The following is a 14,415-nucleotide window of genomic DNA, read 5'->3' as shown; positions in this document are numbered from 1 at the left end:
CTGCGTACGGCCAAGCAGCAGCGCTCCGCGATCGGCCCCGGCACCCTGGCCGGAGAAACCAGATACAGCAAATCCGGGCGTCTGGCTCCGGGCCCCGACGAGGAGCCCGACGACGACCTGGCCATCCCCGGCTTCCACGACTCCAGCGACGACTCCGACCGCCGCCCACCCGCCGCCCCCCAGAGCCCCCCGGCTCCGGGCCGAGGCGCCGCGGCCCCGTCCGGCACTCCCAGCCGAGCCGTTCCGCCTCCCGGCCCACAGGGCGCCGGTCGAGCTGTTCCGCCGTCCGGACCGCAGGGTGCTGGTCGGGCTGTTCCACCACCCGGACCTCAGGGCGCCGGTCGACCAGTTCCATCAGCCGGACCCCAGGGTGCTGGTCGGGCTGTTCCGCCGACAGGACCACAGGGTGCTGGTCGGGCTGTACCGACGGCCGGGCCGCAGGGTCCCGGCCGGGCTGTTCCGCCGGCTGGAACCGCGGGTGCCGGCCGGGCGCAAAGCGGGCAGACCTCCGGACAGTTCCCTTCCGGGCGGGTCCCGCCTGGACAGACTCCTTCGGGCCAGCTGCCGCCTGGTCCGATATCGCCCGGTCAGGTGCCGGGTCAGCCAGCTCTCGGCGAAGGGGCGCCCGGCCGATTCCGTCCCGGGCAGGGTGCTCCTGGGCGAGCCGTGCCCGGGCAGGGACAAAGCGGTCAAGGCGCTACCGGCCGATCGCTGCCCGGACAGGGCGGCCAAGGTACTCCCGGCCGGGCCGTCCCCGGGCAGGGCCAGGGCGGCCAAGGTGGTCCTGGGCATGCCGTGCCCGGACAGGGGCAAGTCGGTCAAAGTGGACCAGTCTCCGCTCAGGGTCAGCCCGGTCGCGCGTCGGCCGGTCGGGCCATTCCGGGTCAAGCCGGCCCAGGGCGCGCGACGGCCGGTCAAGGCGGTCCCGGGCAGGGCCTACCCGGGCAGGGCACTCCTGGGCAGGGCACTCCTGGGCAGGGCATCCCAGGGCAGGGCATTGCAGGGCAGGGCATTGCAGGGCAGGGCATTCCAGGGCAGGGTGGTCCGGGGCAGCCGGCTTCCGGGCCGGGCATGCCTGGTTCCGGTGTGCCGGCCGGCCGGGGCGCGGCTTCCGTGCCCGGACGGGGCGGACCGGAGCAGCCGTTCGGGGGCGCGGCACGCCGCGGTGTCGAAGCCGAGCCGTACGCCGTCGACGGGATGACCTCGGGTCCCATTCCGCTCTCCGGCAATGCCCCGGAGATTCCTTCCGCGCGCCCGGTGTCGCCGGCGTCGCGGCCTACTTCTTCTCCGCCGGTTCGCGGGCGTGATCGGTTCCGCTCCGATGGACCGCAGGCCGGCGGTCCGGGCCCGGTCTCCGGCGTGCCCGCTTCCGGGTTCGGCGGTGCGGGGCGTCCGGTGTCGGGCGTTCCGGCGCCGGGATTCGATGGCGCTGGGCGTCCGGTGCCGGGTGTTCCAGGTCCGGGGTACGACGGTGCGGGGTACGACGGTGCGGGGCGTCCGGTGTCGGGTGTCCCGGCCCCAGGGTCCGGTGGCGCTGGGCGTCCGGTCTCAGGCGTACCGGCGCCGGAGTTCGGCGGCCGTGATTCCAGGGGCCGCCCCAACGATCTTGGTTCAGCCGGTACGGGCCGGCCGGTCTCCGATGCGGGGCATGGCTATCCCGGTGGAGAGCAGCCGACCGGACGGCACGGCGCGCCGGATGGCGAGGGCCCGGGTGGCCGATCGGGACGGCACGGCGTTTCCGATCCCAGCGACGGCGGCCGTCGGTCCCAGGGCCGTGGCGGGAATTCCGACACGACCGGTGGCTTCGGCGCGTCGGCCGCACCCGGTTCCCCGGCGCCCGGCGGCCCCGGCTTCGGCGGGCCGGCTGCTGGCGGTGCTGGCGGTCCAGGTTTCGGTGGGCCGGCTGCTGGCGGTGCTGGCGGTCCAGGTTTCGGTGGGCCGGCTGTCGGCGGTGCTGGCGGTGCAGGTGTCGGTGGGCCGGGCGCTGGTGGTGCTGGCGGTCCAGGGTTTGGTGGGCCGGGCGCTGGCGGTCCGGGGTTCGGTGGGCCGGGTGCTGGCTTTGGTGGGCCGGGTGCCGGTGAGTCCGGTTATGCCGGGCCGGAGGACGGGAACGGTCGCCGTGGGCCTGAGGGGCCGCGAGGGCGAGCCGGGCGTGCTGTTCCGCCGCAGGGTGGTCAGCGTGGCCCAGGCACCTCGGGGCCGGTGACCGGTGGTCAGCGACCTGCCGAGCCCTCTGTGGGGCCGAACCCGGGGGCCGGGCAGAGTGAGACGACCGGGGGCTTCCGAGGTGGAGCGCCGGGTACCGGGCCGGTGCGGGCGGCGGCCAGTGTCGTGCCGCCGGTGGTGCCGGGGCGGGGTGGCGTACGGACGCCGGCCCTTCCCGGGCGGGCCGGTGCGATGGCGGGCGGGTCCGGTGTCGTTCAGCGGCCGGGTGAGGGGTCGGGTGGCGTCGCGCCTCGTGCGGGGCAGGGGCCAGGGCCGGGCGCGCGTGGGGGATTCCCCACCGGTGCCGTTCCGGCCGGGCCGGTCTCCCCGGGACAGCCGCAGCATGGGCCCGGTGGCAGCGACGACGCCGGGTCCGGGCCGGGCGGCCGGCGTGGGCCGGGCGGCGGCGATGAGTTCGGCCCGGGCGGTCGGCGTGGGCCGGGTGGCGGCGATGAGTTCGGGCCGGGCGGCCGGCGTGGGCCGGGTGGCGGCGATGAGTTCGGTTCCGGGCCGGACGGGCGGCGTGGGCCGGGTAGTAGCGACGACTTCGGGTCCGGGCCGATTGCTGGGGCCGGGGGGCGGCATGGGCAAGGTGGCGACGCTGACGGAGCGGGGCGCTACGGCTCGGATGGTGAGGACGGGCGGCGTGGCCGCCACGGGCAGGAGGACTTCGATCCGGAGGCTTCGGGTGAGCTGCCGGGTGGCCGCCGCGGACGCGGGCCGGTAAGCGGCCCCGTTGCGAGGGGTGGTCCGGCCGGCGGCGCCGCGTCGGTGGCCGGCCCGAACACGAGTGGGCCGGTGACCGGTGCTGCCTCGGTGGGAGGGCCGGGTCTGGCCTCGCGCGGCGGCCCGGTAACGGGTTCGGCGTCGGTGGGAGGTCCAGCAGCGGGAGCAGCCCCAGTAGCGGGAGCAGCCCCGGTACCGGGAGGCGCCCCGGCGGGTCGTCCGGCAGTGGGCGGAGCCCCGGTCGGCGGCCGGGCGTCAGCCTCGGTAGGGGCCGCGCCTGTCGGAGCTGCCTCGGTGGGCGCGGCGTCCGTGGGTGCCGCCTCGGTGGGTGCTGCCTCCGTGGGTGCCGCCTCGGTGGGTGCTGCGTCCGTGGGTGCTGCCTCCGTGGGTGCGGCGTCCGTAGGAGCGGCCTCCGTGGGCGCCGCCTCGGTAGGAGCCGCCCGCGTCGGCGCGGTGCCCGCCGATGTGCGGGCCGGTACTCCGGGCGTACACCAGACGGGTGAAGATGGAGCGCCGCAAGGCGCGAGAGTCAGTCCCGTCGTGGGCGCCCGGGCCGCGGCCGCCAAAGCCGCCGCAGCGGGGACCGAGGACGAACCCGCCGGTGTCGTCGGTGGGTTCCGGGAGAAACTGCGGACTCAGCGGCGTCTGCGCGTCGTGACTCTGGTCTCTCTCGCCGCTGTCGTGCTTCTCGTGCTGCCCGCCTTCTTCGGGCTGAGGGCCGCCGGCAACGATCCCGTCTTCGGGTCCCTGAACTCGCTCGACGTGCCGGCCTGGGCCGCCGAGAAGGTGGACGATCAGAGCAGCGGCAGCCGCTGGTGCTTCATCGACTGCACCTTCCGGGAGCGGATCGCCCAGTCGGCCAAGCCGTTCAAGGAGACCACGCAGGTCTACACCGCCGCGCTGAGCGCCGCCGGCTGGCAGCCGTGGAAGGTCGCCGAGTGTCCTGAGCAGCCGGTGGGGCCGGAGGACGGCACGTACAGCTGCTGGAAGCGAGACGAATTCACTTTGGACCTCTGGGTGCGGTTGCCGGAGTGCCAGGTGGATCAGGTCGCCGCCCAGGACACGGGTACCGAGCCGGTCGATCCGAAGAACTGCACCGGCTCCACCGTGAGCATCAAGGTGCAGAACGCGATCGCCGACACGCGGGGCAAGCCGGAGGTGCAGGAGAGCCCGCTCGTGGGCGAGACTCCGGACCCGGTCCTGTCGAATGATCCGCTCTTGGAGCCGACACCCTCGGCGTCGTGACGCGGCTCGCGGTCACGGACGGTAGGGTCTGCACGTTGACTCGCCACCCGTGACCACGTAAGGGAGAAGCGCCTCATGGACGCCGGAGAAATCGCAGGCCTGATCGCGGCGGGCGCCTTCTTGATGCTCGTCATCGTGCTGGCCGTGCCGATCCTCAAGCTGGGCCGCACGGTCGACGCCGCCACCAGGGCGATCAATGACCTGACCGACCGGACCGGGCCGCTGCTGGGTGACGTCAACGACACGGTGCGTAACGTCAATAGCGCGCTCGGCCAGGTTCAGGTCTCTTTGGACGGTGTCAACGTCCAACTGGCCAAGGTCGACACGATCACCGAGCACGCCGCTCACGTGACCGCCAACGTGGCCAACCTGTCCACGGTCGTGGCCGCGGCCGCCGCGAACCCGCTCGTCAAGGTGGCCTCGTTCGGGTACGGCCTGCGCAAGGCCGCCGCCGCGCGCCGCCGGGCCGACGAGGACCGCGCCGTCCGTACGGAAATCAAGACCCGCCGCAAAGCCGCCCGCTGAAAACTCACTCGGAGGAAAAAGCCATGAAGCGCCTGCTCTGGCTGGGTGTCGGCTTGGCCGTCGGCGCCATCGTCGTTCGCAAGCTCACGCAGAAGGCGAACGAGTACACCCCGTCCGGCATCGCCACCTCGCTGTCGCAATCCGCTGGCGGCCTGGTCGAGTCGATGCGTAGCTTCGTGGATGACGTCCGCGACGGCATGGCCGAGCGGGAGCAGCAGATCCACCAGGCGTTCGCCGAGGGTGAGCTGTACGAGGACGAGCCGGACGAGGCTCAGGAGGGGAACCGATGAAGACGGCGGAGATCAAGCGGCGCTATCTGGCGCATTTCGAGGCCAACGGGCACACGGTCGTGCCGAGTGCCCCGCTGCCGGCCATCGACGACCCGAACCTGCTGTTCATCAACGCCGGCATGGTGCAGTTCGTGCCGTACTTCCTCGGACAGCAGACCCCGGCCTTCAAGCGCGCGGTCAGCGTGCAGAAATGCATCCGGACGCCGGACATCGACGAGGTCGGCAAGACGTCCCGGCACGGCACGTTCTTCCAGATGAACGGCAACTTCTCGTTCGGCGACTACTTCAAAGAGGGCGCGATCAAGCTCGCCTGGGAGCTGTCGACGAAGTCGCAGGCCGAGGGCGGCTACGGGCTCGACCCGGAGCGCATCTGGCCGACCGTCTACCACGACGACGACGAGGCGTTCCAGCTCTGGCGCGCGATCGGCGTCCCGGAGTCACGCATCGTCCGCCGGGGCAAGAAGGACAACTACTGGTCGATGGGCATCCCGGGTCCGGCCGGCCCCTGCTCCGAGCTTTTCTACGACCGGGGCCCGGAGTACGGGCGTGACGGCGGCCCCGAGGTCGACGAGGACCGGTTCATGGAGTACTGGAACCTGGTCTTCATGCAGTACGAGATCACCGACGTGAAGTCGAAGACCGACTTCACCATCGTGAGCGAGCTGCCGAACAAGAACATCGACACCGGCATGGGCCTGGAGCGGATCGCCTCGATCCTGCAGGGTGTCGACAACCTGTACGAGATCGACGAGGTCCGCCCGATCCTGGCCCGCGCGGCCGAGATGACCGGCAAGCGGTACGGCGCGCACTCGGGTCACGTGGCCGGCGAGTCGCACCCCGACGACGTGCGCCTGCGCGTGATCGCGGACCACGTGCGTACGGCGCTGATGTTGATCGGCGACGGGGTCACCCCGTCGAACGAGGGCCGGGGCTACGTGCTGCGGCGCATCATGCGGCGGGCGATCCGGGCCATCCGCCTACTCGGCTGGCAGGAGCGGGCGCTGCCCGAGCTGCTGCCGGTGGCGCGCGACTGCATGGCGCCGTCGTACCCCGAGCTGGAGAAGGACTTCGAGCGGATCTCCACGTACGCGTACGCGGAGGAGGACGCGTTCCTGTCCACCCTGCGCGCGGGCACCACGATCCTCGACACGGCGATCTCCGACAGCAAAAAGTCCGGAAATTCGACTTTGTCGGGTGCGCAGGCGTTCCAGCTCCACGACACGTACGGCTTCCCCATCGACCTGACCCTGGAGATCGCGCAGGAGCAGGGCCTGTCCGTGGACCAGGACGGATTCCGCCGCCTGATGGCCGACCAGCGGGCCCGCGCGAAGGCGGACGCCGCCGCGCGCAAAACGGGTCACGCGGACCTGTCGGCCTATCGGGGCGCTTTGGATAACGGTGGCCCGGTCGAGTTCACGGGATACCAGGAGGTCTCCCGCGAGTCCCGGGTGCGCTCGATCATCGGGGGCGGCGGCTCGGTCGAGGTGGCCGGCGAGGGCGACTTCGTCGAGCTGGTCCTCGACACCACGCCGTTCTACGCCGAGGGCGGTGGCCAGCAGGCCGACACCGGCATCATCAACGTCGGCGGCGGCCGGCTCGAGGTCGTCGACGTCCAGCAGCCCATCCCCGGCCTCATCGTGCACAAGGCCAGGGTCCTTCAGGGCGAGGTCCGTACGGGCGAGACGGGTTTCGCCGAGATCGACGTGACCCGCCGCAAGGCGATCTCGCGCTCGCACACGGCGACCCACCTGGTTCACCAGACCATGCGGGCGTTCCTCGGCGAGTCGGCGACCCAGGCCGGTTCGCTGAACGCGCCGGGCCGGCTGCGCTTCGACTTCAACACCCCCGGGGCCGTCTCGCCCGCGGTGCTGCACGACGTCGAGCAGCAGGTCAACGAGGTGCTGCTGCGTGACCTCGAGGTTCACTGGTTCCTCACCTCCCAGGAGGAAGCGCGCCGGCTGGGCGCGATGGCGCTGTTCGGTGAGAAGTACGGCGATGAGGTCCGTGTGGTTGAAGTGGGTGACTACGCGCGTGAGCTGTGTGGTGGCACCCACGTCGACCGCTCGGGCCAGCTGGGCCTGGTGAAGATCCTCAACGAGCAGTCGATCGGTTCCGGTGTACGCCGGGTGGAGGCGCTCGTCGGCATCGACGCGTTCGGCTTCCTGGCCAAGGAGCACCTGCTGGTCTCCCGGCTCGCGGAGCTGTTCCGGGTGCCCGGCGACCAGGTCGCCGACCGGGTCGAGCAGACCGTGACGGCGCTGCGCGACGCCGAGAAGGAGCTCGAGAAGCTGCGGGCGCAGATGGTGCTGGGCGGGGCTTCGACGCTCGCGTCGCAGGCCAAGGACCTGCGCGGTGTGGCGTACGTCGGCACGGAGGCTCCCGAGGGCGCGGCCGGCAACGACGTGCGTACGCTGGCTCAGGAGATCCGCGGCAAGATCGACGCGGCTCGTCCCGCGGTCGTCGCGGTGGCGGCCCGCTCGAACGGCAAGGCGTCGCTGATCGTGGCGCTGAACAGCGCGGCCAAGGGCCGTGGCCTGTCGGCGGCGGATCTGGTCAAGGGTGCGCTCTCCGGCCGGGGCGGCGGCAACGCCGACCTCGCGCAGGGTGGCGGTCTTCCCGCCGACCAGGTTCCGGCGCTGCTCGCGGCCGTGGAGAAGGCGGTGGCGGACACCGCGAGCTGACCGAACGTAGCTGGGGGTAGCCAGGAATGAGCGCACTGTCGCGGGGTAGGCGGCTGGGCGTCGATGTCGGTAAGGTGCGCGTCGGGGTCGCGATCAGCGACCCTGACGGGATCCTGGCCACCCCCCTGGTCACGGTGCCCCGTGACATGGGCGCGGCAGACGATGCCGTGCCCGCTGACATTGCTGAGCTTGTCCGCCTCGTGGGGGAACACGAGGTGGTGCAGATCGTGGTGGGGCTCCCGGTTCGCCTGAACGGGGCCGAGGGACCTGCCGCCATCGACATTCGTGCGTACGCTGGGCGACTGGTGGAGGCAGTCGGTAGTGTGCCGGTCGTCCTCGCGGACGAGAGGATGTCGACCGTGGTCGCCACCCGCAGGCTCGCCGAGCGAGGCGTACGCGGCAAGCGGCAGCGGGCGGTCGTCGACCAGGCGGCCGCGGTGGAGATCCTGCAGGGCTGGCTGGACGCTCAGCGGAGGCAGAGATGATCGACGAGCTGGACCTCGCGTTCGACGAGAACGCCGAGAAAGGGAGACCCCGACATCGCCGGGGCTCTCGCGGCGGGAAGAAAAGCGGCGGTAAGTCCGGTGTCGCGTTCCTTATGGCCTTCGTCCTGCTCGCCGTCCTCGGTGGCGGCGTGTACTTCGGCTACACCAAGGTCAAGGACTTCTTCGTCGCCGCCGACTACGACGGCGGCGGCGGCGCCGCCGTGCAGGTCGACATCGCCAAGAACTCGACGCTCACCGACATCGGCAACGCGCTGGTGGACAAGGACGTCGTCAAGAGCACCAAAGCCTTCGTGAACGCGGCCGACGCGAACCCCAAGGGCAAGAATATCCAGTCGGGCACGTACAACCTGAAGAAGCAGATGTCGGCCGAGAGCGCCGTTACCCTGCTGCTCGACCCCAAAGCGCGCGTCTCCAAGGGCATCACCATCCCCGAGGGCAAGACCGCCAACCAGGTGTACGACATCCTGGCCAAGGCGACCGGCAAGAAGGTCGACGATTTCAAGGCGGCGGCCAAGGATCCCGAGGCGCTCGGGGTGGCGGACTTCTGGTTCAACCGCAGCAACAACACCAAGGCGACCAAGTCGATCGAGGGCTTCCTCTTCCCCGACACGTACGAGTTCGACCCCAAGGCCACCCCGACCGAGATGCTCACGACGATGGTCAGCCACTTCAACACGGTGGCCGAGGAGACCGGCTTCGTCGACAAGTCGCAGAGCGCCCGCAACCTCACGCCGAACGAGGTGCTGACCGTGGCCTCGCTCGCGCAGGCCGAGGCGGGCAACAAGGACGACCTGGGCAAGGTCGCACGGGTCGCGTACAACCGCCTCTACGTCGGTACGCCCGAGATCGCCTGCGGCTGCCTCGAGTTCGACGTCGGGATCAACTACTACTACCAGCTCACCGGCCGTCCGACGAAGCCGTCCGGCAAGATGACGCTGGCCGAGCTGACCGACCCGAAGAACCCGTACCGCCTGCACGGCAAGAAGGGCCTGACCCCGACGCCGATCAACAACCCGGGCCGGGCGGCCATGGAGGCGGCGCTGAACCCGCCGAAGGGCGACTGGTTCTTCTTCGTGGCGATCGACAAGCAGGGCCACTCGGCCTTCGCCAAGACGTACGCCGAGCACAACAGGAACATCGAGAAGGCCAAGAAGGCCGGCGTCCTCTAGGGTTTTCAACCGTGCAACCACGCCGGGCCGCCGTCTGCGGCCAGCCGATCGCCCACTCGCTCTCGCCGGTCCTCCACACGGCGGGCTTCCAAGCGGCCGGGCTGACCGACTGGCGCTACACGTCGTTCGAGGTCGACGAGCTCGCTCTGCCCGGGCTCGTCGACTCCCTCGGACCCGAGTGGGCCGGGCTGTCGTTGACGATGCCCCTGAAGGAGACGGCTCTCCGCCTGGCGGCGGAGGCGTCACCGCTCGCGGTGGCGACGGGTGCGGCCAACACTTTGGTACGCCGTGACGACGGCACCTGGTACGCCGACAACACCGACGTGACCGGCATGGTCCGGGTGCTCCGCGACGCGGGGGCCGGCGCGCCGACATCGCTGACGGTGCTCGGCGGTGGCGGCACGGCCCGGGCGGCGCTCGGGGCGGCGGCGTCGCTGGGAGTGGCCGAGGTGGCGGTGGTGACCCGCCGCCCGTCCGCACGGCTCGAGCTGGCGCCGGCGGCGGAAGCCCTGGGCGTCCGCCTGGTCGGGCACGCCTGGGAGGACGCGGCGGCGAGCCTGACCGCGGACGCGGTGATCTCGACGGTCCCCAAGGGCGCGGCCGACCACCTGGCCATCGAGGCGGAGTGGCGGCCGGGCACGGTGCTGTTCGACGCCATCTACGACCCGTGGCCGACCCCGCTGGCGGCCTCGGCCGTGGCCGGTGGGCTGGCCGTGATCTCGGGGCTCGACCTGCTTCTGGCCCAGGCTCTCTCGCAGTTCTCCCAGTTCACGGGCGTCGACCCGGCCCCGGAGGCGGCCATGCGGGCGGCCCTGTTCGCGGCCGCGGCGGCCCGCTGACCGCTTTGTGGCTCAGGTCACAGCGCAGCCGCCAACCTTTTCCGCGCCCGCGCGTCCTCCCAGTCGACAGTGCACCCACTGACAGTGCTGGAGCTTGAGATGCGCAGATCCACCCGGGCCCTCGCGGTCGCCGCCGGAGCCGTTGCCGCCGTCGCCATCGGCGGTGTGGCCGCCGCGGCGGCCTTCGCCGACGACGCGGCCCCCAAGCCGGCTCCTTCCGCCCCCGCCTCGGCTGCGGTTTCTCCCCCGGCTTCAGGCGCGGCTTCTCCTACCGCTTCGGTTGCCGTTTCCCCGTCCGCTTCGGTTGCGGCTACCGCTTCCGCTTCAGGTCCGGCTTCCCGTCCGGCTTCGGTTGCGGTTTCCCCCTCCGCCTCCGTTGCGGTTTCCCCCACCGCCTCCGTTGCCGTATCGCCTCCCGCCTCCGGGGTGAAGCCGACGGTCTCGGCCCCCGCGCCCAGAGCGACCGCCAAGCCGGCCCCCACTGTTTCGGCGAGCGCACCGGCCACGGGGCGGAAGCCCACGGCGAGCCCGGTGCCCTCGGCCACCGCCACGACCCGGGCCGTTTCCTGATGTCCCGCGCGCCGGCCGTCCGGCCGGCGCGCCACCGACCGTTATCGCGAGGCCCTTTGTGATCTTCGTGCTGCCGATGCCCAGGTCGCTGCTGCGCTGGCGGCGGGGAGCCGCGCCCGGCCCGCTCGTGGCGGCGGCGACCGCCGCCCCCGCGATCGACGAACTCTTCCGCGAGCGCCGCCTGCCGCTGGTCCGGCTGGCCGTCCTCATGGTCGACGACCTGCCCACGGCCGAGGACATCGTCCAGGACGTCTTCACCCGCCTCTACCGCCGTCACGGCACCGGCCTGGACACGGTCACCGACCCCGAGGCGTACCTGGTCTCCGCCGTCATGAACGCGGCCCGGTCGACCCTGCGCCGCCGCCGGATCGCCCGGGCCTACCTGCCGCCGCGCCCCGACCCGGCCCCCGCCGCCGAGGAGGAGGCTCTGCTCGGCGCGGGCGACCGCGAGGTGATCCGGGCCCTGGGCCACCTCACCACCCGCCAGCGTCAGGTCATCGTCCTGCGCTACTGGTCCGGCCTCTCCGAACGGGAGATAGCCGGCGCCCTGCGCATCACCACCGGCACCGTCAAGTCGACCGCACACCGCGCGCTGACGCTGCTCCGCGCCCACCTGGGGGAGAGATGACCGAAGCCGACCTGGAACAGCGCCTGCGCACGGCCCTGTCCGCCCGCGCCGCCGCCGTGACAAGCCAGAGCCTGCGCCCCGCCCCCACGAGACCCGCAACCCGGTCCGCGCTCGCCCGATGGTGGCTCCCACTGACCGCCGGCGCCGCCGCCGCGGCGGTCTCGATCGCAGCCTTCGCCCTGCTCCGGCCGACGGACCCGACCCCCTCCCGGCCCGCCTCCCCGGCTTCGCCGTCCTCCTCGACCGCCCCCAGCCGCTCCGCCCCACCCACGGTGCTCCCGGCCCCCACGCCGACCGTAACCTCGCCCGCCCCCGCACACTCGTCGTCAGCCGTCGCGCCGACTTCCACCGCATCCGGCGACGGGCCCCCCACAACCCCCACCGGAAAGCCGACCGCGGAGCCACCCCCTTCCGCGTCCGTCAGCAGGTCACCCGCAACCCCCAAGGGCCAGCCCTCCATCGGCCCAACCCCGACCGCCTCAAACGGCAAGCCGCCCACAACCCCCTAGGCCAGCCGACTCCCGCCCTGCCCTGCCCAGCCCTGCCCGCGCGCCCGCCCTGCCCGCGCGCCCGCCCTGCCCGCGCGCCCGCCCTGCCCGCGCCCGACGACAGGCGCTCACCATCCAGGAAAGCAGCCACTTCGTGCTGGGCAGCAACGCGGACGCAGCCGCTGAAACGGGGCCTCCGGCGGCGGATGGCCCGCAGTTCCTGGAAAGCGACCTCGGGCGTATTCCGCAGGAGACTCGCAACCTCCTAGGAAGCTGTCCCCATTTGCACCCGACAGCAAGGCCCGCGGGAAGCGGACCACCCCTACCGCGCCCGTCGCGAGGCGCCCACAACTCCTCGGAACAGTGGAGCCGCCGCGCTCGACGACAGGTGCCCACAACCTCCCGGCGTTCACAACCCTGAGGAGGACGAACCGCCGATAGCCGCCGCGCCCGGCAGGGTGCCCGCAGCCCTCGTCAGCGCGATGGCCGGGCGCAACCAAGGCGCGGTGAGCAGACCGGCGAGCCGGTCCCCGCCGCGCGATGAGTTGGCGCCCATAGCGGCCAGGCAAAGATGGCCACGGCGGGCTATGGCGCGACGTCCACGAGGCGGACCGGCGAGACGGCCCCCTCTGCGGGCGATGGCATGGCACGCATGCGGCCCGACGTGACGCCTTCACCGCGGGGATTACGAGGGGATCGGTGGGGCGAGTCTGCGCAGGAACAGGGTCCGGGGGTTCCGGCTGGCGGGACGCGGGTGGGGGTGCGGTGGGTGCTGGGGGCGGCGTGACAGAATTTGGGGGTGTTGCGCTGGCTAACCGCAGGTGAATCGCATGGACCGGCGCTCGTTGCGCTTCTCGAAGGCGTTCCCGCCGGGGTGGAAGTGACGAGTGCGGAGATCGGGCGCGATCTCGCGCGCCGTCGGCTCGGCTATGGGCGCGGGGCGCGCATGCAGTTCGAGCAGGACGAGATCGAGATCATCGGTGGGATCCGGCATGGGCTGACGTTGGGCAGTCCGGTCGCGATCCGGGTCGGTAACTCCGAGTGGCCCAAGTGGCAGACCGTGATGGCGGCCGACCCGGTCGACCCGGCGGAGCTGGCCAGCCAGGCGCGTAACGCGCCTCTGACGCGGCCGCGGCCGGGGCACGCCGATCTGGCCGGCATGCAGAAGTACGGGCACACCGATGCCCGGCCGATTCTCGAGCGAGCCAGTGCGCGGGAGACCGCGGCCCGGGTCGCCGTCGGTGTCGTGGCCAAGGCGCTGATCAAGCAGGCGCTGGGTATCGAGATCGTTTCTCATGTGATCGAGCTCGGATCGGTGGCGGCCAAGGTCGGGCTCATCCCGGCGCCGGAGGACGCGGCGCGGATCGACGCCGACCCGCTGCGCTGCCTCGACCCCGAGGCCAGCGCGCGCATGGTGGCCGAGGTCGACGCGGCCAAGAAGGACGCGGACACGCTGGGCGGCATCGTCGAGGTGCTGGCGTACGGGGTGCCGCCGGGCCTGGGCACCCACGTGCAGTGGGACCGCAAGCTCGACGCCCGGCTCGCCGCCGCGCTCATGTCGATCCAGTCCGTCAAGGGTGTGGAGATCGGTGACGGGTTCACCCAGGCCCGTTCGCGCGGGTCGGTGGCTCACGACGAGATCATTCCGACCGCGGACGGGGTGCGCCGGGTGACCGATCGGGCCGGTGGGCTCGAGGGCGGCATCACCAACGGCGAGCCGTTGCGGGTGCGGGCCGCGCTCAAGCCGATCTCGTCGCTCAACCGGGCGTTGCAGACCGTCGACGTGGTCACCGGCGAGCCGGCGACCGCGATCAACCAGCGGTCGGACGTCTGTGCCGTGCCGGCCGGCGGCGTGGTGGCCGAGGCCATGGTGGCTTTGACGCTGGCCGAGGCGGCGGTCGAGAAGTTCGGTGGTGACTCGGTGGCCGAGATCCGCCGTAACCTCGCCGGATACTTGGAAAGCCTGGTCATCCGCTGATGGCGCCGCGGGCCGTGTTCGTGGGCGCGCCGGGCGCCGGCAAGTCCACCATCGGCGCGGCCGTGGCGGCGCTGCTGGCCACGGAGTTCGCCGACGCCGACACGATCATCGAGGAGCGGGCCGGCAAGCCCATCCCGGAGATCTTCATCGACGACGGCGAGGAGGCGTTCCGCGCGCTGGAGCGCCAGGTGATCGCCGAGACGCTCGACAGCTTCGACGGCGTTCTGGCGCTCGGCGGCGGGGCGATCCTGCACGACGGCACCCGCAAGCTGCTCACCGAGCACACCGTGGTGTACCTGTCGGTCGAGCTGAGCGACGCGGTCAAGCGGGTCGGCCTGGGCGCGGGCCGCCCGCTGCTCAACCTGAACCCGCGGGCCACGCTCAAGTTCCTTCTCGATCAACGGCGTCCGTTGTACGCCGAGGTCGCCACCCACACGGTCGCCACCGACGGCCGCGAGCCGCACGAGATCGCGGCCGAGGTGGCGGAACTGCTCAGGGCTCCGGCCGCCTGATCCGGTTGCGTCCGGAGAAGGCGATCTCCAGCGGTGGGTGAGCAGGGGCGCGA

At 72.2% G+C, this 14,415-nt stretch carries 13 protein-coding genes; 11 read left to right on the top strand and 2 right to left on the bottom strand.

What is annotated here, in order from left to right:
• Positions 1–354 precede the first annotated feature (354 nt).
• On the bottom strand, positions 355–822 hold the full coding sequence (locus tag AB0C26_RS00795; RefSeq protein ID WP_360239366.1) for a hypothetical protein: 468 nt from the start codon (positions 820–822) through the stop codon (positions 355–357).
• Between the two features lie 976 nt (positions 823–1,798).
• Here AB0C26_RS00795 and AB0C26_RS00790 point away from each other — a divergent pair.
• The 8 genes from AB0C26_RS00790 (at position 1,799) to AB0C26_RS00755 (ending at position 10,186) form a co-directional block, all read left to right on the top strand.
• Positions 1,799–2,206, top strand: coding sequence for a hypothetical protein (locus AB0C26_RS00790; protein ID WP_360239363.1), 408 nt, complete (start codon positions 1,799–1,801; stop codon positions 2,204–2,206).
• A 1,265-nt stretch (positions 2,207–3,471) separates the two neighbouring features.
• Entirely contained in the window at positions 3,472–4,176 is a 705-nt protein-coding gene (locus AB0C26_RS00785; protein ID WP_360239360.1) for a hypothetical protein, read from the top strand.
• A gap of 75 nt (positions 4,177–4,251) precedes the next feature.
• On the top strand, positions 4,252–4,701 hold the full coding sequence (locus tag AB0C26_RS00780) for a DUF948 domain-containing protein (RefSeq protein WP_360239357.1): 450 nt from the start codon (positions 4,252–4,254) through the stop codon (positions 4,699–4,701).
• Between the two features lie 23 nt (positions 4,702–4,724).
• Positions 4,725–4,991, top strand: coding sequence for a hypothetical protein (locus tag AB0C26_RS00775; RefSeq protein WP_360239354.1), 267 nt, complete (start codon positions 4,725–4,727; stop codon positions 4,989–4,991).
• Complete coding sequence (alaS, locus tag AB0C26_RS00770; RefSeq protein ID WP_360239351.1) at positions 4,988–7,672, top strand: alanine--tRNA ligase; 2,685 nt, start codon at positions 4,988–4,990, stop codon at positions 7,670–7,672. The genes AB0C26_RS00775 and alaS overlap by 4 nt, the downstream gene beginning before the upstream one ends.
• Positions 7,673–7,698: 26 nt before the next feature.
• A complete protein-coding gene (ruvX, locus tag AB0C26_RS00765) occupies positions 7,699–8,157 on the top strand; it encodes a Holliday junction resolvase RuvX (RefSeq protein ID WP_360239348.1) in 459 nt (152 codons plus the stop codon).
• On the top strand, positions 8,154–9,347 hold the full coding sequence (gene mltG, locus AB0C26_RS00760) for an endolytic transglycosylase MltG (protein WP_360239345.1): 1,194 nt from the start codon (positions 8,154–8,156) through the stop codon (positions 9,345–9,347). Before ruvX ends, mltG begins: the two co-directional genes overlap by 4 nt.
• A gap of 11 nt (positions 9,348–9,358) precedes the next feature.
• Complete coding sequence (locus AB0C26_RS00755) at positions 9,359–10,186, top strand: shikimate dehydrogenase (RefSeq protein ID WP_360239342.1); 828 nt, start codon at positions 9,359–9,361, stop codon at positions 10,184–10,186.
• Positions 10,187–10,203: 17 nt separating this feature from the next.
• Here the strand turns inward: AB0C26_RS00755 and AB0C26_RS00750 are convergent, their stop codons facing one another.
• On the bottom strand, positions 10,204–10,737 hold the full coding sequence (locus AB0C26_RS00750; RefSeq protein WP_360239339.1) for a hypothetical protein: 534 nt from the start codon (positions 10,735–10,737) through the stop codon (positions 10,204–10,206).
• A 95-nt stretch (positions 10,738–10,832) separates the two neighbouring features.
• Between AB0C26_RS00750 and AB0C26_RS00745 the strand changes: the two genes are divergently transcribed.
• From AB0C26_RS00745 to AB0C26_RS00735, 3 genes are all read left to right on the top strand, one after another.
• The gene (locus AB0C26_RS00745) at positions 10,833–11,384 is read left to right on the top strand and encodes a sigma-70 family RNA polymerase sigma factor (RefSeq protein ID WP_360239336.1); all 552 of its coding nucleotides are present in this window, start codon (positions 10,833–10,835) and stop codon (positions 11,382–11,384) included.
• A 1,287-nt stretch (positions 11,385–12,671) separates the two neighbouring features.
• On the top strand, positions 12,672–13,850 hold the full coding sequence (gene aroC / locus AB0C26_RS00740) for a chorismate synthase (RefSeq protein ID WP_360239333.1): 1,179 nt from the start codon (positions 12,672–12,674) through the stop codon (positions 13,848–13,850).
• Positions 13,850–14,362, top strand: coding sequence for a shikimate kinase (locus AB0C26_RS00735; RefSeq protein ID WP_360239330.1), 513 nt, complete (start codon positions 13,850–13,852; stop codon positions 14,360–14,362). The genes aroC and AB0C26_RS00735 overlap by 1 nt, the downstream gene beginning before the upstream one ends.
• Positions 14,363–14,415 lie beyond the last annotated feature (53 nt).

The sequence above is a fragment of the Actinoplanes sp. NPDC048796 genome (genome assembly GCF_040650035.1).
Lineage (GTDB): Bacteria > Actinomycetota > Actinomycetes > Mycobacteriales > Micromonosporaceae > Actinoplanes.
Note: the sequence above shows the minus strand (reverse complement) of the source record. Positions and strands in the feature narration are given on the sequence as shown.